Below are 22,296 nucleotides of genomic sequence, written 5' to 3'. Positions count from 1 at the left end.
ATTAACCCACCGGGTCGGGCTCGTCGTCGTCCGCCGTCTCGGAGTCTGTGTCGTATGCTCCCTCCATTCTGAGGGTTCCCGCGCGGGCCAACACGTCGGGCGTTCGACAGACGCCCGGCGCGCCCGTCGCCTGCGGCACCGCGCAGTTGTTGCAGTTCTCGCAGACGACCCGCGTGTCGGCCGAGACGTCGCGGCCGAGCAGTCGCGCGGGGAGCTCCGGCTCGGCGTAAAACGGCCGCGCCATCCCGACGGCGTCGCAGGCGTCACCGAGCAGTCGGTCGATTTCGCCGCGCTCTCGGATGCCGCCCTCGCAGAGCACGGGCACCGAGACGGCGTCGCGGACCCGACGGCACAGGTCGGCGTTCCACGCCGGGTCGAAGTCGTACCACGCCGCCTCGATTCGGTTGCCGAGTTCGACGAGTCGCGCGCGAAGCGGGCCGCCGAAGGCCGCGGCGTAGCCGTCGCGGTAGCGGTCGTCGCGCCACGCGCGGGCCGGGAACGACCCGCGGACGATGCTCGCGTCCCAGAACACCGACCCCGAGACGGGGACGAGCGCGTCGTAGCCCGCCCCGTCGAGTCGACGACAGAGTTCGACCGCGTCGTCCTCGGTCAGCCGTCGGCGGACGCCGGGCGGCGCGGCCGTCTCCGCCGGCACTTTCGTCATGAGCGGCACGTCGCCCGCCCGCGAGCGAACCTCGTCGGCGACGACCTCCAGAAACCGGACGCCGTCGCCGAACTCGTCGTCCCGGCGGTTGTAGAACGGCGAGAGGAACTGGTGGACGATACCCATGTTCGCGCCGGCGACGTGGACCACGTCGTAGCCGGCGTCGACGGCCATCGCCGCGGAGCGACCGAAGTCGGCCGCGAGGTCGTACACCTCGTCGGTCGTCATGACGCGCGCGTCGTAGTCGAGAAAGCCGAGGGCGTCGAGGAGTCTGAGGAGTCGCGGCGGCCGGGAGACGGCGAGCTGTCGCAAATCCGGGTGGTCGCGTCGGTACTCGGCGTGCCACGTCTCCATGCTCCGCAGGCCGCCGTACTCCAACTGGACCGCGACGGCCGAGCCGTGGTCGTGAATTCGCTCGGTCACCGCCGACAGCGACGCCGCGAACTCCGGGTCCGCGATTCGCGTCATCCCCGGCGCGGCGCAGCCGCCCGCCTCGCGGACGATAGTCGCTCCCTGACAGATGAGTCCCGCACCGGCCCGCGCCGCGGGTTCGAGTTCGGCCGCGAGGCGCTCGGGGGTCTCGGGACCGGTCCCCGCGCATTCGAGCACCGGCGCGCGATAGAGCCTGTTTCGCAGCGTGAGCCCGCCGATGTCGAGCGGGTCGTCGAGCCGAGGAGTCGCCATGAGGACGACATGGCGCGCGAGCGACGTAAATCGACGCGACGGTCGTCGCCGCGTCAGTTCACCAACGGGTCCCGCCGCCGATATCGATAATCGCGCCGCAGCGCCCGCACTCCGACACCTGCAAGGGGTCCGAGCCGGCGTGTCGGACGACCACGCCACCGGGGCCCACGGGGGAACCGCACCGCTTGCAGACCGGACGTTTCGCCGTCATCTGTGGATACACATCTCTCGGAGAGACAGACGACTGCGGCGGAGATAGCCGTATTGTCCCGCGTCTGTCCGGACGAGGCCGGAAGCCGGTCAACCTTCTTACCCGTCGGCTCCGATGAACGTCCCATGGACCCCGAACCGTTCAGGTACGACTCGGAGGTGCCGCCGGGCGAGGTGCGACATCTCAGGTACGAAATCAGCGAAACGTACCTCGGCGACCCCGTCGAGATACCCGTCACTGTCATCAACGGCGAGCAGGGCGGGCCGTCGGTCTTCATGACCGCGGCGCTCCACGGCGACGAACTCAACGGCGTGAAGGTGATGCAGGAGGTCGCGAGCCGGTACAACCCCGCCGACATCCACGGTACCATCGTCTGCATCCACGTGGCGAACGTTCCGGGGTACCTCGCCCAACAGCGCTACATCCCCATCTACGACCTCGACCTGAACCGGTCGTTCCCCGGCCGCGACGGCGCGAACACGGCCGAGCGCATGGCGAACCAAATCTACCGTCGGTTCGTCGAGCCCTGCGACCTCGGCATCGACTTCCACACCTCGACGCGCAACCGGACGACGATGTACCACGTCCGCGCCGACATGAACCGCCCCGAGGTCGCCCGCCTCGCGCGGTCGTTCGGCGCGAACCTCATCCTCTCGGGCGAGGCCGAGGCGAGTTCGCTCCGCACCGTCGCCACGAACGACGGGATTCCGACCATCACCGTCGAGATGGGCCGCGCCCACCGCTTCCAGCCCGCGATGGTCGACCGCGCGCTCGAAGGCGTCGAGAGCGTCCTCGCCGAGTACGGCGTCCTCCCGAAGAAGCCGGTCAGCTGGCCGGGCTGGACGCGCGTCATCGACTCCGCGACGGACAAGACGTGGCTCCGCGCCGACGTGGGCGGCCTCGTCGAGATGCAGTACGGCGACGTGCCGCTGGTCCACGAGGGCGACACCATCTGCACCATCTCGGACCACTTCAAGACGAGAGAAAAGCGCGTCTCGGCCCCCTTCACCGGCCTCGTCGCCGGCGTCCTCCAGAACCCGGTCGCCGCGCCCGGTCACCCGCTTTGCCACCTCGTCAGCGTCGACGACGCGACGCTCCGCGAGATAGAGCGCGAAATCGAGGCCGGCGAGTTCACGGAACGCCCGTGGAGTTAGGCGAGTCGAGGTGAATCAGGTGCGGTCGCGTCGCTTGCGCCTCCGCACCCGCTCGCCACCCCGCTCTCACTCGGTCAGTCGTCCCCGCCGACCTGCTCGTGGGTGTGGTGGAAAAACCGGACGTGCGGCCGCCCGTCGCGTTCGACCGGCTCGAAGCAGACGCGACGGTACCGCTCGTTGTCGAGGAGATTGACGAGCAGGCCGCGGTCGTGGAGCGAGACGGAGTCATAGGGCGTCGAGCAGACGGGGCACAGCTCCGGGGCGGCGTCTTCGTCGGCGACTCCGGCGGCGTCAATCCCGCCCGCCGACAGTCCCGGGTCGCCCGCGTCGCCCACTATTATTCCTCCGTCTCCGCCCCGACCGCGTCGGCGACCCGCGAGACCGTCTCGAACCCGTCGTCCGCGTAGGCGATGAACCGAACGTCGCGGAGCGAACTCGGCTCGAACGCCCGGAGTTCCTCGCAGATGAGTCGCGCGCCGTCGGCGAGGTCGAACCCGGCGACGCCGCAGCCGAGCGCCGGAATCACGAGCGACTCGCAACCCCGGTCGTCCGCGGCTCGCAGGGCGTTTCGCGTGGCGTCACGGATGCTCTCGGCGGTCGCCCGCCCGTCGCCGTAGTGTGGCATCGCCGCGGCGTGAATCACGACCTCGGCGTCGAGGTCGAAAGCGTCGGTGACGGCGACCGCGCCGAGGTCTATCGGCCCCTTCGCCATCGCGGCCTCGTTCAGTTCGGGACCGCCGCCGCGACGGAGCGCGCCCGCGACGCCCGACCCCATGCGGAGACTCGTTCCCGCGGCGTTCACCAGCGCGTCGGCCGACTGAGCGGCGATGTCGCCCTGCACGACGGTGAACTCCATGTCAGGCGAGCCGGTCCATGTCCTCGTCGTCGAGGTCGATGTGCGAGGCCGCCACGTTGTCTCGGAGGTGCGAAACGCTGGACGTGCCGGGGATGGGGAGCATCACGTCGGCGCGGTGCAGGAGCCACGCGAGAGCGATTTGCTGGGTCGTTGCATCGTGTTTCGTCGCGACCGCGGAGACGGCGTCGGCCCGGTCGCCGAGGTCGCCCGCGCCGAGCGGGTACCACGGGATGAAGCCGATACCGTACTCCTCGCAGGCGTCGAGGCTCGCCTCGAACTCGCGGTCGCCGACGTTGAAGCGGTTCTGGACCGTGGCGATGTCGACGATGTCGCGCGCCTCGTCGAGCTGTTCGACCGAGACGTTCGAGAGGCCGACGTGCCGAATCAGTCCCTCGTCTTTCATCTCGGCGAGCGCGTGGACCGAGTCCTCGAAGGCGACGTGCGGGTCGGGTCGGTGGAGCTGATAGAGGTCGATGGTGTCGGTTCGGAGGCGGTCGAGGCTCCCGAGGACGGCGTTCCGGAGGTAGTCGGGGTCGCCGTTTGGCTTCCAGTCGCCGTCGGTGTTGCGAAGCAGGCCGCCCTTGGTGGCGACCACGAGGTCGTCCGGATAGGGCGCGAGCGCCTCGCCGATGAGGCGCTCGGAGACGGCGGGGCCGTAGGAGTCGGCCGTGTCGATGAGGTCGATGCCGTGGACGAGCGTCTCGTGGAGGACCTTTCGCGCGTTCTCCACGTCGGCGGGCTCGCCGATGATGTCGTCGCCGGTGATGCGCATCGCGCCGAAGCCGAGTCGGTGTACCGTGAGGTCGCCGCCGATGTCGAACGTGCCGCTTTCGTTTTCGAGTCCCATGGGCGGAGATTGGTCGCCAGACAGGTGTTCGTTTCGGCGGGGTGGGCGGGCGACGGCCGGCGACGCGGGTGCCCAACCGCACGGCCGCCGAAACCCACACCCGTCGTCGGTCCTAACGGCCGTCATGGACCTCCTGTCGATGCGCTGGCGGCACACGCTGTTCGCCCACTGGCCGGTCGACCCCGACCTCGTGGAGCCGCGACTCCCCGACCGGCTCTCGGTGGCCACCCACGACGGGCGGGCGTGGCTCGGCGTCGTCTCGTTCGACATGACGGACATCCGCCCGCGCGGGTCGCCCGTGGGGCTCGGGTTCCCCGAGGTGAACCTCCGGACCTACGTCGAACCCGCCGACGGCGGCCCCCGCGGCGTCTACTTCTTCACCCTCGACGCCGCGGACCGCCTCGGCGTGACGATGGCTCGGCTGGGCTACCGGCTCCCGTACCACTACGCGAACATCTCGGTCGAGGAGCGAGACGGCACGGTCGACTACGAGAGCTACCGGCCCGCGACGGCCGAGACGCCGGAAGCGCGGTTCGAGGCGACCTACCGACCGACCGGCGAGGTTCGAACCCTCGAACCCAGCTCGCTCGACGTGTTCCTCGTCGAGAACTACCGGTTCTACACGGACGACTGGCCCGTCGTCATCGGCGACATCGACCACGACCCGTGGCCGATACAGGACGTGGAAGCGGAGATTCGCGCGAACACGATGTTCGAGGCCTGCGGCTTCGACCACCCCGGCGGCGACCCGATACTCCACTACGCGGCCGACCTCGACGTGACGGCGAAGCCGCCCGCCGTGCTTCGCTGAGGTCGGTGCCCCGGCGGTGACTCGCTGACTCGCTCACGCGCCGTCGTCCGCATCCAGCTCCCCGCCGGTCCCGCCCGAGCGAAGGTGAAACCTTCAAGCATCGCTGAACTAACCCGACGGACATGGCACTCATCGACACCGTGATGGCAACGCTCCACCTCGTCGTGGGCGGTCTCTGGACGGGGAGCGTCCTCTTTTTCGCGCTCGCCGTGTTGCCGACCGCCCGCGCCGGGAACATCCGCGCCGCCGCGTTCGAATCGGTGGTCTCGCGCCTGACGATGTGGTCTCGCGGGGCCTCGCTCGTGATGTTCGCGACCGGCGGCCACCTCGCCGGCACGCGCTACACGGTCGACAGCCTGTTCGGCTCCGGCCGCGGCCACCTCGTCCTCGGGATGCTCGCGCTCTGGTTCGTCCTGACCGGCCTCGTCGAAGTCGGCCGGGCCCGCGCGAAAGACGGCCTCGCGGAGAAGAAGGTCCGAACGCCCGCCGAGAAGGCCGCACCGTTCTACCTCGGTGCCGCGCTCGTCGCCGTTCTCCTCCTCGTCGACGCCGGCCTGCTCCTCAACTGACGCCGGAGCCGACTCCGGAGGGCTCCGGAGAGTATCTATATCTACGTTCTAAAATATATATTCTGTACGACATGTTTATCATCTCGGTCCGGGTGAGTCCACGTGTATGCACGGGGACGAGACGCGCGCCACCGAGTCGCCGCTTCGAATCGAGTTGTGTCCCGACACCGGGCGGATACGCGTCCACCGGGAGACCGCGCTGGGGACGTTCACGCGGACCATCGACCGATGAGTCCGGACGCCCCGCCGACCATCGGGGAGACGCCGGTCGGGAAGTCGGCCGAGCGAGGTCCCGGCCCGGTGCTCGCGCGCCTCGCACGACCGGTCTCTGAGACGCCGACCCGGCTCGCGGTCGTCGCCGACCCGCACGTCACGCCGACGGGGTCCGGCACGTGGAAAGTCTACCACCGGAGCGAGACGCGGCTTCGGACCGCCGTCTCGACCATCGCCGACCTCGACGTCGACGCGACGGTCCTCCTCGGCGACCTGACCCGCGACGGCCGCCCCGAGGAGTACGAGGTCGTCGACGAAATCCTCCGCGACCTCCCGGGGCCGCGGGTCGCGGTCCCCGGCAACCACGACGTGCCGAAGCGCTGGGACGACTACGACGCCCCGACGCCGGCCGAGTTCGCGTCTCGCTACGCCGACGGCTCTCTCCCGTTCGTCCGCCGGGTCGGCGGCGTCGACATCGTCGGCCTCGACTCCGCCAGCGGCGGTCCGGGTCTCGCCCTCACCGACACCCACGAGGGGGCCGTACCCGACTCTCAACTCCGCTGGCTCGACACCGTCCTCGCTGACGCGGCGACTCCGGTCGTCGTCCTCCACCACAACGTCTTCCACCCCCGCCGCCACACCGGCCAGTTCCCCGACGCCGACTTCTACCAGCTCCGCAACGCCGACGACCTCGCCGCGGTGCTCGCGCGCCACGACGTGCCGCTGGTGCTCTCCGGGCACATCCACTGGCCCGCGACGGCGGTGCGAGGCGGCGTCCGCGAACTCATCGCCCCGGCGACCTGCTCGTTCCCGCAGTCGTTCGTCGTGGTCGACATCGACCGCCGCGGGACGACCGTCCGACTCGTCCCGCTCGCGGGACCGAAGGGCATGGCCGAGGCGTACACCCTCGCCGCCAGCGGGGCCGCCCACGGACAGGGTATCGCCGCGCACGCCGACCGCGGCCACCTGTCGGCGCTCCCCCTCGTCGACGAGCGAGCGCCGCCCGGGAGGGCCGTCGGCTCGGACGTTCCGGGGGCGGTCCGATGGCGGTGAGCCTCGACCGCCTCGACGACGCCCGCAGCGCCCTCCGCGCCGAGCGCCGCCGCTGCGTGGACGAACGCGAGGCGTTCCGGGCGTTCCGCCGGGAGGTCGCCGCGTCGCGGGCGACGGCGTCGACTCCGAATCAGGCCCCCGCGGCCGCGACGCTCGTGGGCCAGCGGGGCGGGCGAGGAAGGACCGACGCGGCGCTCTCCGGCCTGCGCCGGAGCTACGAGCGGACCGTGATGTCCGTCCCGCACTACGACGAGGAGTACGGCGACTCCTTCGAAGAGAGCCTCGCCGCCGAGTTCGGCCCGGACGTGGCGACCGCGTTCCGGTCGGCGAGCGTCCTCTCGCCGCCGCTCCGGCGGACCGTCGCCGCGGCGGCCACGTCGTCGCGAGACGAGCGCGAGAAGTTCATCGAAGTCGTCGACGAGGAGACCGAGTCGGTGGCGTCGATGCGCGGCGATATCGAAGCCCTCCTCGAACGGCTCGACGACCTCGACCGGACGCCGCTGTCCGAACGCGGCTTCGACGCGCTGCTGACGCTCTACGGCGACCTTTCCGCGCTCCGCGAGCGGCTCTCGGAGCTCGTCGCGGCGCGACAGGAGACGATTTCCCACCACCGGCGGGCGCTCTCCGGGCTGGTGCCGGACGTGACGGAGTTCCTCTACGCCGACCTGCCGGTCCGGTACCCGGTGCTCGCGACGCTCGCGGAGGTCGGCGCGACGCTCGACACCGCGACCCGCCGGGTCGAGCGTCGCCTCGCCGCCACACCGTAGGCCGATTCCCGCGGCCACAGTTATTTACCCGTTCGAAGAGACGCCGGAGTATACGATGTTCACGCGCTCGGAGGGATTCCCGTGAATCGCCTCCACCCCCGTATCCGTCTTCTCTGGGTCGCCCGAGCGGTCGTGTTCGCGCTCGTCGTCGGCGGCGTGGCGACCGCGGCGACGCTGTTCGCGCCCGTCTCGATACCCTCGTACGTCCCCGTCGCGGTCGGCGGCGTCTTCCTCGTCGTCGGCGTCGCCGTCGCCCTGCTCCGGTACCGGGCGTGGGGCTACGAGGTCCGCGACGACTCGCTGTACCTCCAGCGGGGCGTCCTCACCAAGGTCAACACCGTCGTCCCGTTCGTCCGGGTCCAGCACGTCGACTCGACCCGCGGCCCGCTCGAACGACTCGTCGGCCTCGCGTCGACCGTCGTCTACACCGCCGGCTCCCGCGGCGCTGACGTGTCGATTCCCGGGCTGACGCCGGAGGGCGCGGAGGACCTCCAAGACCGGCTGAAGCGCCTCGCAATCGCGTCTGAGGGCGACGACGCGGTATGACCCGGCTGTCGCCGCTCTCGGTCCCCTACCGGGCGGTCCAGCGCAGCGCCAGCATCGTCTTCGCGCTCGCCTTCTTCGCCTTCACCGGCGGAACCGCCTTCGGCGGGTTCCTCGGCGGCCTCGGCTCCGTCGCGCTCGTCGGCGTCGTCGTGGTCGCCATCGCGGGCTACGAACTCGCCTACTTCCGGCGGTTCGAATACGAACTCACACCGGACACGCTGGACATCCGCTCGGGCGTGTTCTCCCGGCGCAACCGCGAGATACCCTACCGTCGCATCCAGAACGTCGACATCTCCCGCAACGTCGCCCAGCGGCTGGTCGGCATCGCCGCCGTGAACCTCGAAACCGCCGGCGGCGGCGAGACCGAGGGAAGTCTCCGCTTCGTCAGCTACGAGGAGGCCCGCCGCATCCAGTCGGAGGTCGCCCGCCTGAAGCGCGGCGGTACCGAGGGCGACGCGGCCGAACCCGAACAGGAACTGCTGTTCGAACTGACGCCCCGAGAGCTGGCCATCGTCGGCGCGCTGTCGTTCGACCTCCGACTGCCCGGCCTCGTCTTCGTGTTCGGGTCGACCGCCTTCCCCATCGTCGCCTCGTACGTGGACGTGCCGGTCCCCGCCGGGAGCGTCGCGGCCGCGGGCGTCGGCGTCGTCGCGCTGGGGCTCCTCGTCGCGCTCGTCTCGTGGGCCGCCGGCTTCGCCTCCGCGGTAGTGAACTACTACGGCTTCCGGCTGACCCGCGTCGGCGACGAACTCCAGTACGAGCGCGGCCTCCTCCAGCGCTACAACGGGTCGATTCCGCTCGACAAGCTCCAGACGCTCACCGTCGAGGACAACCCCCTGAAGCGCCGGTTCGGCTACGCGACGCTCCTCGTGGAGACGGCGGGCTACGCCCCAAGCTCCGACGGGTCGAACGGGTCGGGCGGCGGCGGTCGCGGCTCCGAGGCGGCCATCCCGCTTGCGACCCGCGACCGCGTGCTCGGCCTCGTCGCCGACCTCGAAGGCGTCGAGGAGCCGACGTTCGAAGGACCGCCGACGCGCATCCGCCGGCGTTACGCCGTCCGGTACTCGCTCGTCCTCGGCGCGGCGACCCTCGCGCTCTACGGGGCGAACCGGTTCCTCCCGCAGGAGATTCCGTGGTTCGTGCCGCTGGCGCTCGTCCCGGTTGCGGTCGTCGCCGGCGCGCTGCAGTGGCGGCACCGCGGCTACGCGCTCGCCGAGAACCACTTCGTCACCCGAAACGGCTTCTGGAAGCGCGAGATGCGCTTCGTCCCCTACTACCGGGTCCAGACGGTCATCGAGCGGCGGACGGTTTTCCAGCGCCGCTGGCGCGTCTCGACGGTCACGGCGGACACGGCCGGGAGCATCTCCCTCGTCGGCGGCGACGCGACGGCCGTGGACATCGAAGTCGACGACGCGGCGGAGCTCCGGGAGACGCTGAACGACCGCCTCCGCGAAGCGCTGGCGGCGCGCCGGGAGGCGCGACAACAGTCCCGACAGGCCGCGCTCGGCATCCGCGCCGCGGAGCCGGGCCGCGACCCCGACGAATCGGACTCGGGCTCGACCCCTGACGCCGAGGCCGACGTGAGCGAGACGCCCGAGTTCGTCGAGGAGGCCGAACCCGCGGTCGGCGGGGACGACGAAGACGCTGAGGAGGTCGGTGAGGGCGACGAAGCCGAGGCGGACGACCCCTTCATCTGGGGCGAGTCGGTCGAGTCCGAACCCGAACCCGGGCCCGGACCCGAACCCGAGTCCGAAAGCGAGAGGGACGACGGAGCAGAGAACGACGACGACACCGACTCCGACTCGGACGACGGTGACGAAGGCGACGACGCCGACGAGACCGGCGACACCGACGAACCCGAGGAATCGAGCGACGAGCGGGGAGCTATATAGACGCGCGGACGCAACCTACACCAATGACGCGAACGGTGCTGGAGTCACTCTTGGCCGGGAACGCACGGCACGTCGAGAGCCTCGCCGCCGACCACTTCGACGGCGTGCGCGAGGCGCAGTCGCCGGCGGTCGTCTCGGTGAGCTGTTCGGACTCTCGCGTCCCCGCCGACGCGGCCTGGAGCGCCGACAGGGCCGGCGAGCTGTTCACGTCGGTCAACGTCGGCAACCAAGTGTGGACCGAGGTCGACGGGAGACTCGTCGTCAACGACGCCGTCGGCTACGCGGTCTCGGCGCTCAGGACGACCGACGTGGTCGTCCTCGGCCACACGGGCTGCGGCGCGGTGACGGCCGCCTACGAGACCGTCGCCGGCGGGAGCGTCGGGGACCTGCCCCCGGGGGTCGAAGCCGCCGTCTCGCGGCTCGTCCCGCTCGCCGAGGAAGCCCGCGAACTCGGCGTGTTCGACGCGGACACGCCGGGCGGCGAGGCGGTCAACCGACTCGTCGAGTACGCGGTCGTCCGGCAGGTGGAGTACCTCACCGAGAGCGACGAGGTGCCCGAATCGACCGACTGCTGGGGCTTCGTCTACGACTTCCAGCGCGTCTACGGCGACGCCGACGGCGCGGCCTACCTCGTCGCGGCCAACGGCGAGTCGGACCCCGACGCGCTCGCCGACGTGGTTCCCGATGGGTTCGAAGAACGCGTGCGGTCGATTCGGTAACAGCGATTGGCGGGTGGTTCGAGTCGGAGAGACTGACTCTGTTAACAACCGTGAGTTCCGGGATGGGTAGGGGGAAGGCTCATACCGAGTGTATTTTCACAGATTTCACTAGCTACACTCTTATCGCTGGGAACAGTACGTTCACTCGACGATGTCGATAGACAGGGAGACCTTCGAGAACACGAGCGAAGAGGAACTCACGGACCTGTCTGTCCCGGACCAAGTCCTCGGATTCCTCGTCGCCCACGACGACCGGGCGTTCCAGGCCCGCGAAATTGCGACACAGACAGACCTCGACGAGGGGGCGGTAAGCACCGCGCTGACCCGGTTGAAACAACGTGGACTCGTCGAGCACAAGGCGACCTACTGGGCAGTCACGACTGACGAGGACCGGCTGCACTCGTACAGTGGATACGAACGAGCGACGGCGCTGTTCAACGAACAGTTGGGGACCGAGAACAAAGACGAGTGGCAGGAACACGCACCCGAAGAAGCCCATCCGAGTCAGAGGGACGAGGTGTGACGGACGAAGAGAACACCCCGACGTACGAACCCGGGGATGTCGTCTTCGGTGACGACCCGTTCAAGGGTAACGAAGACGCGCGGCCGTGACTCATCATCTCGAATCACGAGGGACAACCGTTTCACGGCGACCAGTACATCGCGTTGACGTTAACGACAAAGACGTGGCACGAGGATTTCCTCGAAATACCCGAGGCGAGTTGGTCACGTGGAGGAACCCCTGACGATAGTCGCATCGTCCCTTGGGGCGTCCAGTCACTCGGAAGCGGGGATATCGACTACTGGCAAGGAACGCTACGGGATGCAGTCGTCGAGGACGCAGTTCAGTCGTTGATCGGCTACCTCGAATAGCCACTCGTCTGATAACAGCGACGAGATGTGCTGAATCGCGGGCGCGGGTCGGTCATTGGCCAGTCGTCATCTGGACGGGGACCGAGAGTGAGAGATATGGGGATTATTATAAATCCCACAAGGTCTATCACGTTATAAATGGCATATCACTAACACATGAAGTTCATTTACATCGCTATCGCCGGAGCGATTCTTGCACTAATATCGCTCCCACTCGGTCTCATGCTAATTATTGTCGGATTGTCATTGCATTTCTTTCAAAAGTACCACTCTCGCCGTCTCGATGAAGCGGGTGAACGCTAGAAAACCACGAGGATTACTATGCACACCGACCTAACGGCTGTTTCTGGTCGCGTTAAACGAACATCGAAGTCTTGCTGAACTCTCCCGCTATAGTAGCGTTTGCAAGTCAATGCACACTCAATCGCACGCTGTCGTGCGATTGGATGTGTAACCAGTTGCAAACGCTACTATAGTCTTGCACCTCACTTGTGACAGAAACTGGGGACGAAAACCAGTCGGAGAATACATCAGCGGCCGCTGTTCAGTACGACTCCAAACCTCAGCACCAACTGAGAACGTCAAAAAGCCGGCCAGTTCAGCCTGCCTCTCGATTCGGGCGACCCAGCCCCGCCTATCTCAGTCGTCCCGAGCGTCGTCGATGACGTTCGAGAACTCGCGGGCCGTCTCGGTGATGACCTCGAAGTCGCCGTTTTCGATTGCTTCGCCGTCCATGAGCGCGCCGCCCGCGCCGACGACGACCGCGCCGGCGTCGATGTAGTCCGCGGCGTTGTCGAGGCCGACGCCGCCGGTCGGCATCATCGGAATCTGGGGGAGCGGCCCCTTCATGCTCTTGAGGTGGCCGGGGCCGAGCGAGGAGGCGGGGAAGACCTTCACGAGGTCCGCGCCCGCGGAGTACGCGTCGACCGCTTCGGTCGGCGTCATGATGCCCGGCGCGACGAGCGTCCCGTAGCGGTTGCAGGTCTCGACGACGCCCTCGTCGAAGTTCGGCCCGACGACGAACTCCGCGCCGGCCTGGATGGCCGCGTTGGCGGTCGGCGCGTCGAGGACGGTCCCGGCTCCGACGATGGCCTCACGGTCCGAGAAGGACGCCGACACCTCGCGGATGAGGTCCATCGCGTCGGGGTTGTCGGCCGTGATTTCGTAGGCGGTGACGCCGCCCTCGTGGAGCGCGTCGGCCACGTCGATGATGGTGTCCGCGTCCGCGCCGCGCATCACCGCGACGACGCCGCTGTCGGCGAGTCGTTGCATGTCCTCGTGTACGTCGAGTGCGACCATTGCTGTCTCGACGTTTACTACAGATAGTATTAAATTGGGGGCCTCGCGGCATCGTTTCGCTCGCGACCCGCGGCCGCCGCCACCGACCGCGTCGACGCCCGTGACAGTCGTGTCGGCTGTCACCACACGACACGCTCAAATCCGCTGGGCGCTAACCCGAGGTAAGCGACGCCCCGGCGGTATGTGCCGCCCCGTCGCACCACCATGCCAACGTATCCCGATTTCGAAGCGCTGTACCGCGACGTCATCCCCTCGGTCGTCTCCGTCTACGTCGGCGGCCGCCGTCGGCCCGGCGGGGCGGGGAGCGCCTTTGTCTACGACGACCGGCATCTCGTCACCAACGAGCACGTCTCTCGGCTCGCCGACGCCGCAGACGCCGGCCGGGTCGAACTCCGCTTTGCCGACGGGTCGTGGCGCGTCGGCGAGGTCGTGGGCGCGGACGCCTACACCGACCTCGCCGTCGTCGCCGTCGACGACCTGCCCGAAGACGCCGCGGCGCTCCCGCTGGCGACCGAGAACCCCGCGCCGGGACGGTCGGTGGCCGCGCTCGGCAACCCGCTGGGGCTCGACGGCTCCATCTCCGCGGGTATCGTCTCCGGGGCGAACCGGTCGCTTCCCACCTCGAACGGGTTCGCCATCCCGGACGTGGTCCAGACGGACGCACCCATCAACCCCGGGAACTCGGGCGGGCCGCTCGTCGGATTCGCCGCCCCCGAGGGCGACTCGCCCGCCGACGGCGGCGACACCGCCGACCCCGGCTACGAGGTCGTCGGCGTCAACCGCGCTAAACAGGGCGACAACATCGGCTTCGCCGTCTCGCCCGTCATCGCCAACCGCATCCTTCCGGCCCTCGTCGCCGACGGCCGCTACCGCCACTCGTACCTCAGGGCGCGCACCCTCGACGTGACGCCGACCGTCGCCGAGGCGAACGGCCTCGACGCGCCTCACGGCGTCCTCGTCGTCGACGCCGCCGGTGCCGACAGTGACGAGGGGTTCCTCCGCGGCTGTCACGAATCGGCCGACTACCGCGGCGCTTCGATTCCCGTCGGCGGCGACGTGCTCGTCGCCATCGAGGGCAACCCGGTCCGCACCCACGAGGAACTGATGCGCTACCTCATCACCGAGACGCGACCCGGCGAACCGGTCGCCGTCGGCATCGTCCGCGGGGGCGACCCGCTGACGCTCGTCGTCGAACTCGACGAGCGCCCCGCCGTCGACCGCGACGACCGGACCGACAGGGACGGCGGCAGTCGCATCCCCGTGGAGTAAGCGGACCGCGGCCGGACCAGAGAATAGAATTTTGACAGTTCCGGACGAACGTGCGACTGTGCCTCCGACATCGACGACCCTGACCGACGGCGGTTCGAACGTCGTCCCGCCGGACAAATCGCTGTTCGCCGAAATCGCGCCGCTACGGCTCGCCGTCGGCGTCGTTTTCTGCGCGTTCGCAGTCGGCGCGGTCGCGCTCGGCTGGCTCCCGCCGACGAGCGTCGACGTTATCGGCATCGCGCTCCTCTGTGTCGTCTTCCTCGCCGGGGGGTTCGTCCCGTTCAACGAGACGCTCGCGTTCTACGTCGCGCAGGCCGCCGCGTTCCTCGTCTGGGGCGCGCTCCGGCTTGCGGTCGACGGCTTCGACGTGATTCCGCTCCTCTTGGGCGCGGCCGGGGCCGTCGGCCTCGCGGTCTACGGCCGGCGGGCGCTCCGCGACGGGTTCAGAGCGTTGGTCTGAGCCGAGGTCGACTCACTCCCTGACCGTCAATACCGCCACGTCGGAGAGCCTGACGACCCGCTCCGTCGTACTCCCGAGAACCGCGTGTTCGAGACCGGTCCGTCCGTGCGTCGCCATCACCACGAGGTCCGCGTCGGCCTCGGCCGTCGCGTCGAGTATCTCCCGGTACGGCACGCCGATTCTGACCGCCGTCTCGCAGGGGACGCCCGCGTCCGCGGCGAGCGACGCGACCTCTTCGACGGCCATCTCGGCGTCGTCGCGGAGGCTCGCCTGCACTCGCTCGACCGGCACGTCGGAAGCGGTCCACAGTCCGAGGTCGGCGGTGTCGATGACCGCGAGGGCGTGAATCGACGCACCGTAGACGCCCGCGAGGTCGATAGCGCGACGGGCCGCCGCGCGGGAGCGGGCGCTGCCGTCGGTGGGGACGAGGACGGTGTGGTACATGTCATTCTATTGGTGTTCGAGCGGTATCGCTTTTCGCCTCGACGACGCGGCCGTCGGGTCGGCGCGGTCGCTCGGCGGGTCGGGTGACGGAGAACGGAGGCCAGCGGAGTCGGTCGTGCGGCCGGTTCGAACGCTCAGATACGGGTTCGGGGCCGGGGAGCGACCTGCCGGACGCCCGCGGCGGCCGCGACGAGCAGGCCGCCGAAGAGGACGGAGACGAGGAGTTCCGGCGCGACGGTCAGGCCTTCGATACCGCCGAACGTTGCGAACAGCGCGTAGCCGGCGACCGCCGTGAGGACGATGCCGATGACGACCGCGAGGCCGATTCCGGCCTTCATCAAGTCGAGGTTGCTCATGATCGCTTGTACCTACGCGAAACGACCGAATATAAACGGAGACTGCTTCCCAGCGACCGGGAAACGAAGCGGTCGTCTCCCACGCTATCGCGGGGGTTTTATGTCGATACGGCGGCCGTCGCGTGGAGGAGTTCGCGGCAACGAATCGGAAAATCAGGCGTCGAAACGAGCGCTCGGTCTGTCGAAGCGTTGTTCGAGTCGTCGGCTACGCCGCCGACTCCGACCCCTCGCCGTAGAGCCCGTACAGCACGAACAGCAGGGCGAGAAAGAGGAACTCGATGACCGCCACGGCGATGAGCGGGAGCTCGACGTTGAAGAAGCCCGCCACCGTGCGCAGTTCGATGGCGACGGGGACGCTGAACGCGATGAGGATGAGCGCCCGCGCCTTCGTGAGCTTCACGCGACGACCCCCCAGAGGGTGTTGAACGCGCTCGTGACCGTCGTCATCACGAGGTCGAAGCCGGCCGAGACGGTCGCCGGAACGGGCAGGCCGCCGCCGAACAGTCCGCCGCCGTTCTGGATGATGCCGGCCAGCGGGAGCGTGTACGCGAGCACGACGAGCACCGCCGCGATACCGGTCCACATCGCGAGGTTGTCGAGGATACGCGGGCTCCCCTCGGGCCCCGAAAGCGGCTCGGGGAGGTACGAATCGACCGGCCGGTCGGACTCCTCGCCGAGCGAGGTCAGGAGGATGTTGAACAGGAACAGCACCACCGACAGGAACAGGAGGGTCCCGCCGAGGGCGATCTGCACCCGAAGCTCGAAGATGCTCCCGATGGGCGTCAGGAACTCGAAGTTCTGGTACTGCGGTTCGGCGGTGCGCCGCGGGATGCCGGCGAGGCCGGCGCGATGCATCGCGTTCGACATGAACACCATGCCGACGAACCACATGATGACCTGCAGGAGGCCGATGGGACGGCTGTAGAGCTTCGTGCCCGTGACCTGCGGGACGAGCCAGTACGAGCCGGCCATCATCGTCAGCGCGACGGCCGTGCCGACGGTGAGGTGGAAGTGCCCCGGCACCCACAGCGTGTTGTGGATGAGGTAGTTGATGTTCATCCCGGCGTTTATCATGCCCGAGAAGCCGCCGGCGGCGAACATCGCACCCGCGAGGGCCATCCCGGTGAAGGCGGGGTCGCGCCACGGGAGCGCGCCGAGCCAGCGGAGGTAGCCCTCACCGCCGCGCTGGCGCGCGCCGTGTTCGACGCTGGCGACGACCGTAAAGGCCGTGAGCAGCGACGGGAGGAGTAGGAACATCGTGTTCGTCATGGCGATGAACTTGAAGCCCTCCGCGATGCCCGGGTCGAGGTACTGGTGGTGAATCCCGACCGGGGTCGAAAGCAGGAGGAACAGGAGGAACACCACGCGTGCGAGCGGGTCGCTGAACAGGCGACCGCCCGCGAGTTTGGGGAGCACGGTGTACCAAAGCAGGTACGCCGGCATCAGCCAGAAGTAGACGATGGGGTGGCCGAAGTACCAAAAGAGCGTCCGCGTCAGAAGCGGGTTGACGCTCTCGATGAGGCCGAGCGACCACGGGATGAGGAAGAACACCACCGAGACGGCGACGCCGAGGGTGGAGATGTACCACATAATCATGGTCGTGAGGACCATGAACGTCTGCAGCGGGATGCGCTCGTCCGGGTGGTCCTTTCGCCACGCGCGGTAGGAGAGGAACCAGTCCGCGCCGGAGAGCCACGTCCCGACGATGAACATCGCGAGCCCGATGTAGAATATCGGGTGGGCTTGGAGCGGCGCGTAGAACGTGAACAGCACGTCCGCGCTCATGCCGAGGTTCGGGACGAAGCCGCCGAGGATGGCGATGGTGGCCAGAACCGCGCCCGTCGTCATCAGGCCGACCCACGCCCACGAAAACAGCGCGCTTTCGGCGGGTCGGTCGAGGCTTCTGGCGACCGCCCAGTGGAACACCCCACAGAGGAAGAAGATGGTGAAGACGATGGCGAGCAGCACGCCGTGGCCCGTCAGCATGGTGTAGTAGTCCGCCGAGTCGATGACGCGGAGGACGTTCGTGCGGTGGAGCGCCTGGACGAGGCCGAAGAAGGCACCGATGCCGAGCGAGACGAACGCGATGAGGAAACTCGCCTTGATGATCGCCGCCTCGTCGGGGAACTTATCGACGAACTCGCCGCCGCCGCCGGATGCGGTCGCCATCAGTTCTCAGCCTCCCCTTGTGCCTGTTGCTGGTCGTACCAACTGTCGAATTCTTCCTGTTCCATAACCACAATCTTCCCTTCCATCACGTGGTGGCCGGAGCCACAGTACTCGTTGCACAGCATCCCGTACTCGCCCGGCTCGCCGAACTCGACGGTGAACTCCGCGACCTGCCCGGGGATGGCCATCGTGTTCGCGTTCGTGCCGACGACCTCGAAGCCGTGGATAACGTCGGCGGCGGTCACGTGAAACGTGACCGTGCTGCCGGCGGGAACGCGGAGCGGTTCGGTCGTGCCGGGTTCGAAGACGAACTGGCGAGCGACGACGTACACGTCGTAGCTGTTCTCGCCGTTGCGTTCGATGCCGGGGTCGCCGAACTTCGGATGCTGGTCGAGCGTCGCCGGGTCGACCGTTCCGCCCTTGTCGTCTATCATGTCGATTCCCGCGCCGGCGGCCCCGTAGGTAATCGTCCCGATGAACCCGACGATGAGGACGAGCGCCAGCGCCAACCAGAGTTTCTCGTAGGCGTGAATCTCCATCTATCCCACCACCGTGAGACCCCGTCCGAGGAACTCGACGAAGTACATGAACACCCACATGCCGATGAGAATCGCCATGTAGATGAGGACGATCACGAGCGTCCCGACCGGGTCGAAATCGTCGTGCCCGAGTTCGCGAACGATGCCGTCGTCGGCCGTCCCGACGATGGAGTCGACCGGGGGGTCTGCCTGCCCGGAATCACCTTGGGAATCCGCGTTTGCTGGCACGCCTCCGTCGGTGGAAGTGCGCGCGGCAGAGGACGCGGCTCCCTCTGCTGTCGAATCAACGGCCATACCCGGTCATGAGGAAGAACGGGACTTTAACGCAACACCCCATTCCAACGCGGTGGGAATGGGCGAAATCAGAAACACCGTGGTCGCGAATGGACCGGTATGGAACTCACGCCACGACGCGCCGGAACCGTCGCACTGCTCGCGCTCCTGCCAGCGGTCATCTTCGGCGTGACGAAAAACCCCCTCGCGGGCGTCGTCACGGCCGTCAACGTGCTCCTCATCTCCGCGGTCATCTACTTCCTGATGAGTCCGACCGAGGGCGGCCACGGTCACGACGGCGACGGCGACGCCGAGACCGACGGCGAACACGCCGCCTGAGATGGACGGCGGCATCTCGCTCGGACTGCCGGCCGCGACGCCCGAGGCCGTCGCGTTCCTCCTCGTGGGCCTCTTCGGCGGGGCGCACTGCCTCGGGATGTGCGGCCCGCTCGTCAGCGTCTACGCCGACCGCCTCGCCGACCGCGAGGGCGTCGACCGCCGGTCGCTCACCGTCCGACAGGTCCGGCAACACGCCCTGTTCAACGTCGGCCGGGCGCTGAGTTACGCGGCCATCGGGGCCGTCTTCGCCCTCGTCGGCGGCCTGTTTTTCGACGCGTTCGACTCGGTCGCCGCCGTCGGGAGCGGCGTCCGCGCGACGACCGGCCTGCTCGTCGGGGGCGCGATCATCCTCACCGGCGTCGGCTACCTCGTCGGGCAGTCGGCCGCCATCGACCGGTTCACCCCGACCGCGGTGACGCGCCTGTTCGGCCGCGTCAGCGGGTGGGCGACCGCCCGGGTCGATAGGCTCGTCGGCGGCCCGCGAATCCTCGGCCTCGGGGCGATTCACGGCCTGCTCCCGTGTCCCATCATCTATCCGGCGTACCTCTACGCCTTCTCGACGGGCGAACCGCTCCGGGCCGCCGCCCTGCTCGGTCTGCTCGGCCTCGGGACGATTCCGACGCTGTTCCTCTACGGGACGCTCCTCGGGCGCGTCTCGGCGCGGCGGCGGGCGACGCTCCACCGGGCGCTCGGGGCGGCGTTCCTCGTCCTCGGCTACATCCCGCTGTCCCACGGGCTGATGCTTCTGGGCGTGTCGGTCCCGCACCTTCACGTGCCCTTCTACCAACCGTTGTGACGATGTCGACCACGACGCGGTCCCGCGGGTCGGCCGGCGCCGGGAGCGACGCCGACGCCGAGGGCTGTGACCTCTGCGGACTGCCGACGCCGACGCCGCCCGTCACCGGCGACGACGTGTCCGGCGAGTTCTGCTGTCGCGGCTGTCTCGAAATCACCCGCGCGCTCGGCGACGCCGCGAGCGCCGACCCGGAGACGGTCGAGCGCGAACTCGCGGGCGGGGCCGACGAGGTGCCCGACGACGCCGAGCGAACGTACATGGCCGTCGACGGGATGCACTGCGCCACCTGCGAGGCGTTCGTCTCCGGGACCGCGCGGACCTGCGAGGGCGTCTACGCCGCGGAGGCCAGCTACGCCAACGACATGGTCCGGGTCACCTACGACCCGGAGACCGCCGACTTGGACGGCCTGTCGGGGACGCTCGCGCGCTACGGCTACGGCACGCGCGACCCCGAGGAGCGCGAGGCCGCCGAGCGGTCCGACAATCAGGTCGCCCGGTTCGTCATCGGCGGCGGCGTCTTCGGCATGATGGTGATGCTGTGGTACGTCCTGTTTCTGTACCCGACCTACGTCGGCGTCCAACCGGTCGTCGAACTCGGCGTGTTCGACGGCATCTACATCCTCGGCAACATCTGGGTGATGACCTCCATCGTCCTGTTCTACACCGGCTTTCCCATCCTCCGCGGGGCGCTCGTCAGCCTCCGCGCCGGCCAGCCGAACATGGACCTGCTCGTCTCGCTGGCGGCGACGAGCGCCTACGTCTACTCGACGGCCGCCGTCCTCGTCGGCGAGACCCACGTCTACTTCGACGTGACCGTCGCAATCATCCTCGTCGTCACGCTCGGCAACTACTACGAGGACCGCATCAAGCGGAAGGCCGCCGGGATGCTCTCGGACCTCGCGGCCTCCCGCGTCTCGGAGGCCCGCCGCAGGGTCGAAGGCGGCGTTGACGGTGCCGGCGACGCCGTCGAGATGGTCGCGCTCGACGCGCTCGAACCGGGCGACCTCGTGGAAGTCCGGCCGGGCGAGCGCGTCCCGGTCGACGGCACCGTCCGCGAGGGGACCGCCGCGGTCGACGAGGCGCTCGTCACCGGCGAGTCGATGCCGCGGACGAAACGCCCCGGCGACGACGTGCTCGGCGGGACCGTCGTCACCGACCGCCCGCTCGTCGTCGCGGTCGGCGAGGACGCGACGAGCACGCTCGACCGGCTGGTCGAACTGCTCTGGGACATCCAGAGCGCCCGCTCGGGCGTCCAGCGCCTCGCCGACAAACTGGCGACCATCTTCGTCCCGACGGTGCTCGTCCTCGCCGCCGTCGCCTTCGGCTGGACGCTGTTCAGCGGCGGCACGCCGACGGACGCGCTCCTCGTCGGCCTCACGGTCCTCATCGTCTCGTGTCCCTGCGCGCTCGGCCTCGCCACGCCGCTGGCGGTCGCCTCGGGAATCAAGGAGGCCGCGAGTCGGGGCATCGTCGTCGCCTCCGAGGCCGTCTTCGAGGCCGTCCCCGACGTGGACGTGGTCGTCTTCGACAAGACCGGGACGCTCACCGACGGCGACATGGCGGTCCTTCGGGTCGTCGGCGACGAGACCGCCGCAGTCGCCGCGGCCGCCGCGCTGGAACGCTTCTCCGCCCACCCGCTCGCGACCGCCGTCGTGGAGGCGGCCGAGGACGCCGGCGCGTCGGTTCCCGAGGTCTCGGCCGATGACGTGACCGTCCACGACCGCGGCGTCTCGGGCGAAGTCGACGGCGAGCGCGTCGTCGTCGGCCACCCCGACCTCCTCCGCGACGAGGGCGTGACGCTCGCGCCGGTTCACGAGACCGCCGTCGAGGCCGCTCGCGACGAGGGCGCGGTCCCGGTCGTCGTCGGATGGGCCGGACGCTCTCGGGCGGTGCTCGTCGTCGGCGACGAACCGCGGGCGGCGTGGGACGACGTGGTCGCCGCCGTCGCCGAGGGTGGCCGCCGCGAGGTCGTGGTGCTCACGGGCGACTCCGAGCGCGCCGCGCGACGCTTCCGCGACCACCCGGACGTGACAGACGTGTTCGCGGGCGTCCCGCCGGAGGCGAAAGCCGAGACGGTCGAGCGCCTCCGAACCCGGGGGACCGTGGCGATGGTCGGCGACGGGAGCAACGACGCGCCCGCGCTCGCCGCCGCCGACATCGGCATCGCGCTCGGCACGGGGACGGACATCGCGGGCGACGCCGCCGACGCGGTGCTCGTCGGCCGCGCCATCGACGCGATACCCGAGGTGTTCTCGCTTTCGGCCGGGGTGAACCGCCGCATCCGCGGCAACCTCGCGTGGGCGTTCGGCTACAACGCGGTCGCCATCCCGCTGGCCGCCCTCGGCGTGCTCAACCCGCTTTTCGCCGCCGTCGCCATGGGCACGTCGAGCCTGCTCGTCGTCGCCAACTCGGCGCGGTCGCTCGACTGAGACACCTTCTCGAGACGGTCGCCGAAAGCGGACCAATCAAGTCGCTCCGCCTCGTCGGGAACGA

General features: G+C 69.0%; 26 protein-coding genes and 1 pseudogene. 16 read left to right on the top strand and 11 right to left on the bottom strand.

What is annotated here, in order from left to right; translation table 11 throughout:
- Position 1: 1 nt before the first annotated feature.
- Positions 2-1,348: an oxidoreductase gene (locus tag ABY42_RS04605; protein WP_050458826.1), complete on the bottom strand. Its 1,347-nt coding sequence runs from the start codon at positions 1,346-1,348 to the stop codon at positions 2-4.
- 336 nt (positions 1,349-1,684) lie between these two features.
- On the opposite strand from ABY42_RS04605, the gene ABY42_RS04600 reads away from it, so the two are divergent.
- Complete coding sequence (locus ABY42_RS04600) at positions 1,685-2,713, top strand: succinylglutamate desuccinylase/aspartoacylase family protein (protein WP_004972312.1); 1,029 nt, start codon at positions 1,685-1,687, stop codon at positions 2,711-2,713.
- Positions 2,714-2,787: 74 nt separating this feature from the next.
- Here ABY42_RS04600 and ABY42_RS04595 read toward each other — a convergent pair whose 3' ends face one another.
- The 3 genes from ABY42_RS04595 to ABY42_RS04585 are packed head-to-tail and all read right to left on the bottom strand — an operon-like array spanning position 2,788 to position 4,416.
- Positions 2,788-3,048, bottom strand: coding sequence for a hypothetical protein (locus ABY42_RS04595; RefSeq protein WP_231608301.1), 261 nt, complete (start codon positions 3,046-3,048; stop codon positions 2,788-2,790).
- Positions 3,049-3,050: 2 nt separating this feature from the next.
- A complete protein-coding gene (locus tag ABY42_RS04590; RefSeq protein ID WP_050458825.1) occupies positions 3,051-3,569 on the bottom strand; it encodes a macro domain-containing protein in 519 nt (172 codons plus the stop codon).
- Between the two features lies 1 nt (position 3,570).
- Positions 3,571-4,416: an aldo/keto reductase gene (locus tag ABY42_RS04585; RefSeq protein WP_050458824.1), complete on the bottom strand. Its 846-nt coding sequence runs from the start codon at positions 4,414-4,416 to the stop codon at positions 3,571-3,573.
- A gap of 124 nt (positions 4,417-4,540) precedes the next feature.
- On the opposite strand from ABY42_RS04585, the gene ABY42_RS04580 reads away from it, so the two are divergent.
- The 10 genes and pseudogenes from ABY42_RS04580 (at position 4,541) to ABY42_RS04540 (ending at position 11,859) form a co-directional block, all read left to right on the top strand.
- Positions 4,541-5,227, top strand: coding sequence for a YqjF family protein (locus tag ABY42_RS04580; protein ID WP_050458823.1), 687 nt, complete (start codon positions 4,541-4,543; stop codon positions 5,225-5,227).
- Positions 5,228-5,349: 122 nt separating this feature from the next.
- A complete protein-coding gene (locus ABY42_RS04575; protein WP_004972323.1) occupies positions 5,350-5,796 on the top strand; it encodes a hypothetical protein in 447 nt (148 codons plus the stop codon).
- 106 nt (positions 5,797-5,902) lie between these two features.
- Positions 5,903-6,028: a hypothetical protein gene (locus ABY42_RS20055; protein ID WP_004043988.1), complete on the top strand. Its 126-nt coding sequence runs from the start codon at positions 5,903-5,905 to the stop codon at positions 6,026-6,028.
- Positions 6,025-7,062: a metallophosphoesterase family protein gene (locus ABY42_RS04570; protein ID WP_050458822.1), complete on the top strand. Its 1,038-nt coding sequence runs from the start codon at positions 6,025-6,027 to the stop codon at positions 7,060-7,062. Before ABY42_RS20055 ends, ABY42_RS04570 begins: the two co-directional genes overlap by 4 nt.
- The gene (locus ABY42_RS04565; RefSeq protein ID WP_050458821.1) at positions 7,053-7,829 is read left to right on the top strand and encodes a DUF7260 family protein; all 777 of its coding nucleotides are present in this window, start codon (positions 7,053-7,055) and stop codon (positions 7,827-7,829) included. The genes ABY42_RS04570 and ABY42_RS04565 overlap by 10 nt, the downstream gene beginning before the upstream one ends.
- 81 nt (positions 7,830-7,910) lie before the next feature.
- A complete protein-coding gene (locus tag ABY42_RS04560; protein WP_004972329.1) occupies positions 7,911-8,375 on the top strand; it encodes a PH domain-containing protein in 465 nt (154 codons plus the stop codon).
- The gene (locus ABY42_RS04555) at positions 8,372-10,267 is read left to right on the top strand and encodes a PH domain-containing protein (RefSeq protein WP_050458820.1); all 1,896 of its coding nucleotides are present in this window, start codon (positions 8,372-8,374) and stop codon (positions 10,265-10,267) included. Before ABY42_RS04560 ends, ABY42_RS04555 begins: the two co-directional genes overlap by 4 nt.
- 23 nt (positions 10,268-10,290) lie before the next feature.
- Complete coding sequence (locus ABY42_RS04550) at positions 10,291-10,986, top strand: carbonic anhydrase (protein ID WP_004972335.1); 696 nt, start codon at positions 10,291-10,293, stop codon at positions 10,984-10,986.
- A gap of 151 nt (positions 10,987-11,137) precedes the next feature.
- Positions 11,138-11,509, top strand: a complete 372-nt coding sequence (locus tag ABY42_RS04545) for a MarR family transcriptional regulator (protein WP_004064181.1) — start codon at positions 11,138-11,140, stop codon at positions 11,507-11,509.
- Positions 11,506-11,859, top strand: a pseudogene (locus ABY42_RS04540) (type II toxin-antitoxin system PemK/MazF family toxin). Before ABY42_RS04545 ends, ABY42_RS04540 begins: the two are co-directional and overlap by 4 nt.
- A 639-nt stretch (positions 11,860-12,498) precedes the next feature.
- Here the strand turns inward: ABY42_RS04540 and ABY42_RS04535 are convergent.
- Positions 12,499-13,158 (bottom strand): bifunctional 4-hydroxy-2-oxoglutarate aldolase/2-dehydro-3-deoxy-phosphogluconate aldolase, encoded by a 660-nt coding sequence (locus ABY42_RS04535; RefSeq protein ID WP_050458819.1) that lies wholly within the window; start codon positions 13,156-13,158, stop codon positions 12,499-12,501.
- A gap of 204 nt (positions 13,159-13,362) precedes the next feature.
- Between ABY42_RS04535 and ABY42_RS04530 the strand changes: the two genes are divergently transcribed.
- Positions 13,363-14,427 (top strand): S1C family serine protease, encoded by a 1,065-nt coding sequence (locus ABY42_RS04530; RefSeq protein WP_050458818.1) that lies wholly within the window; start codon positions 13,363-13,365, stop codon positions 14,425-14,427.
- Between the two features lie 58 nt (positions 14,428-14,485).
- On the top strand, positions 14,486-14,887 hold the full coding sequence (locus ABY42_RS04525) for a hypothetical protein (protein WP_004972343.1): 402 nt from the start codon (positions 14,486-14,488) through the stop codon (positions 14,885-14,887).
- A 12-nt stretch (positions 14,888-14,899) separates the two neighbouring features.
- Here the strand turns inward: ABY42_RS04525 and ABY42_RS04520 are convergent, their stop codons facing one another.
- The 6 genes from ABY42_RS04520 to ABY42_RS04495 form a co-directional block, all read right to left on the bottom strand.
- Positions 14,900-15,331 carry a universal stress protein gene (locus ABY42_RS04520; RefSeq protein ID WP_050458817.1) on the bottom strand — a complete coding sequence of 144 codons (432 nt, stop codon included), beginning with the start codon at positions 15,329-15,331 and terminating at the stop codon, positions 14,900-14,902.
- A gap of 134 nt (positions 15,332-15,465) precedes the next feature.
- Positions 15,466-15,687, bottom strand: coding sequence for a hypothetical protein (locus tag ABY42_RS04515; protein WP_004972345.1), 222 nt, complete (start codon positions 15,685-15,687; stop codon positions 15,466-15,468).
- Between the two features lie 205 nt (positions 15,688-15,892).
- Positions 15,893-16,087: a hypothetical protein gene (locus ABY42_RS04510; protein WP_004971074.1), complete on the bottom strand. Its 195-nt coding sequence runs from the start codon at positions 16,085-16,087 to the stop codon at positions 15,893-15,895.
- Positions 16,084-17,856, bottom strand: coding sequence for a b(o/a)3-type cytochrome-c oxidase subunit 1 (locus ABY42_RS04505; protein ID WP_004972349.1), 1,773 nt, complete (start codon positions 17,854-17,856; stop codon positions 16,084-16,086). The genes ABY42_RS04510 and ABY42_RS04505 overlap by 4 nt, the downstream gene beginning before the upstream one ends.
- Positions 17,856-18,395, bottom strand: coding sequence for a cytochrome c oxidase subunit II (locus ABY42_RS04500; RefSeq protein WP_004972350.1), 540 nt, complete (start codon positions 18,393-18,395; stop codon positions 17,856-17,858). Before ABY42_RS04500 ends, ABY42_RS04505 begins: the two co-directional genes overlap by 1 nt.
- Positions 18,396-18,623 carry a hypothetical protein gene (locus tag ABY42_RS04495; RefSeq protein WP_004972352.1) on the bottom strand — a complete coding sequence of 76 codons (228 nt, stop codon included), beginning with the start codon at positions 18,621-18,623 and terminating at the stop codon, positions 18,396-18,398. It lies immediately after the preceding gene.
- Between the two features lie 165 nt (positions 18,624-18,788).
- On the opposite strand from ABY42_RS04495, the gene ABY42_RS04490 reads away from it, so the two are divergent.
- The 3 genes from ABY42_RS04490 to ABY42_RS04480 are packed head-to-tail and all read left to right on the top strand — an operon-like array spanning position 18,789 to position 22,232.
- The gene (locus ABY42_RS04490) at positions 18,789-19,007 is read left to right on the top strand and encodes a hypothetical protein (RefSeq protein WP_004972354.1); all 219 of its coding nucleotides are present in this window, start codon (positions 18,789-18,791) and stop codon (positions 19,005-19,007) included.
- A 1-nt stretch (position 19,008) separates the two neighbouring features.
- Positions 19,009-19,803 (top strand): sulfite exporter TauE/SafE family protein, encoded by a 795-nt coding sequence (locus ABY42_RS04485; protein ID WP_004972355.1) that lies wholly within the window; start codon positions 19,009-19,011, stop codon positions 19,801-19,803.
- 2 nt (positions 19,804-19,805) lie between these two features.
- Positions 19,806-22,232, top strand: coding sequence for a heavy metal translocating P-type ATPase (locus tag ABY42_RS04480; protein WP_050458816.1), 2,427 nt, complete (start codon positions 19,806-19,808; stop codon positions 22,230-22,232).
- The last annotated feature ends 64 nt before the right edge of the window (positions 22,233-22,296 follow it).

The organism is Haloferax gibbonsii (genome assembly GCF_001190965.1).
Lineage (GTDB): Archaea > Halobacteriota > Halobacteria > Halobacteriales > Haloferacaceae > Haloferax > Haloferax gibbonsii.
Note: the sequence above shows the minus strand (reverse complement) of the source record. Positions and strands in the feature narration are given on the sequence as shown.

What these genes read in the sequence shown, in the direction of transcription:
- ABY42_RS04485 (WP_004972355.1), top strand. Translation starts at nt 19,009, where the DNA reads ATGGACGGCGGCATCTCGCTCGGACTGCCGGCCGCGACGCCCGAGGCC.
- ABY42_RS04600 (WP_004972312.1), top strand. Translation starts at nt 1,685, where the DNA reads ATGGACCCCGAACCGTTCAGGTACGACTCGGAGGTGCCGCCGGGCGAG.
- ABY42_RS04545 (WP_004064181.1), top strand. Translation starts at nt 11,138, where the DNA reads ATGTCGATAGACAGGGAGACCTTCGAGAACACGAGCGAAGAGGAACTC.
- ABY42_RS04490 (WP_004972354.1), top strand. Translation starts at nt 18,789, where the DNA reads ATGGAACTCACGCCACGACGCGCCGGAACCGTCGCACTGCTCGCGCTC.
- ABY42_RS04535 (WP_050458819.1), bottom strand. Translation starts at nt 13,158, where the DNA reads ATGGTCGCACTCGACGTACACGAGGACATGCAACGACTCGCCGACAGC.
- ABY42_RS04555 (WP_050458820.1), top strand. Translation starts at nt 8,372, where the DNA reads ATGACCCGGCTGTCGCCGCTCTCGGTCCCCTACCGGGCGGTCCAGCGC.
- ABY42_RS20055 (WP_004043988.1), top strand. Translation starts at nt 5,903, where the DNA reads ATGCACGGGGACGAGACGCGCGCCACCGAGTCGCCGCTTCGAATCGAG.
- ABY42_RS04550 (WP_004972335.1), top strand. Translation starts at nt 10,291, where the DNA reads ATGACGCGAACGGTGCTGGAGTCACTCTTGGCCGGGAACGCACGGCAC.
- ABY42_RS04585 (WP_050458824.1), bottom strand. Translation starts at nt 4,416, where the DNA reads ATGGGACTCGAAAACGAAAGCGGCACGTTCGACATCGGCGGCGACCTC.
- ABY42_RS04515 (WP_004972345.1), bottom strand. Translation starts at nt 15,687, where the DNA reads ATGAGCAACCTCGACTTGATGAAGGCCGGAATCGGCCTCGCGGTCGTC.
- ABY42_RS04480 (WP_050458816.1), top strand. Translation starts at nt 19,806, where the DNA reads ATGTCGACCACGACGCGGTCCCGCGGGTCGGCCGGCGCCGGGAGCGAC.
- ABY42_RS04570 (WP_050458822.1), top strand. Translation starts at nt 6,025, where the DNA reads ATGAGTCCGGACGCCCCGCCGACCATCGGGGAGACGCCGGTCGGGAAG.
- ABY42_RS04565 (WP_050458821.1), top strand. Translation starts at nt 7,053, where the DNA reads ATGGCGGTGAGCCTCGACCGCCTCGACGACGCCCGCAGCGCCCTCCGC.
- ABY42_RS04580 (WP_050458823.1), top strand. Translation starts at nt 4,541, where the DNA reads ATGGACCTCCTGTCGATGCGCTGGCGGCACACGCTGTTCGCCCACTGG.
- ABY42_RS04530 (WP_050458818.1), top strand. Translation starts at nt 13,363, where the DNA reads ATGCCAACGTATCCCGATTTCGAAGCGCTGTACCGCGACGTCATCCCC.
- ABY42_RS04520 (WP_050458817.1), bottom strand. Translation starts at nt 15,331, where the DNA reads ATGTACCACACCGTCCTCGTCCCCACCGACGGCAGCGCCCGCTCCCGC.
- ABY42_RS04590 (WP_050458825.1), bottom strand. Translation starts at nt 3,569, where the DNA reads ATGGAGTTCACCGTCGTGCAGGGCGACATCGCCGCTCAGTCGGCCGAC.
- ABY42_RS04605 (WP_050458826.1), bottom strand. Translation starts at nt 1,348, where the DNA reads ATGGCGACTCCTCGGCTCGACGACCCGCTCGACATCGGCGGGCTCACG.
- ABY42_RS04500 (WP_004972350.1), bottom strand. Translation starts at nt 18,395, where the DNA reads ATGGAGATTCACGCCTACGAGAAACTCTGGTTGGCGCTGGCGCTCGTC.
- ABY42_RS04505 (WP_004972349.1), bottom strand. Translation starts at nt 17,856, where the DNA reads ATGGCGACCGCATCCGGCGGCGGCGGCGAGTTCGTCGATAAGTTCCCC.
- ABY42_RS04575 (WP_004972323.1), top strand. Translation starts at nt 5,350, where the DNA reads ATGGCACTCATCGACACCGTGATGGCAACGCTCCACCTCGTCGTGGGC.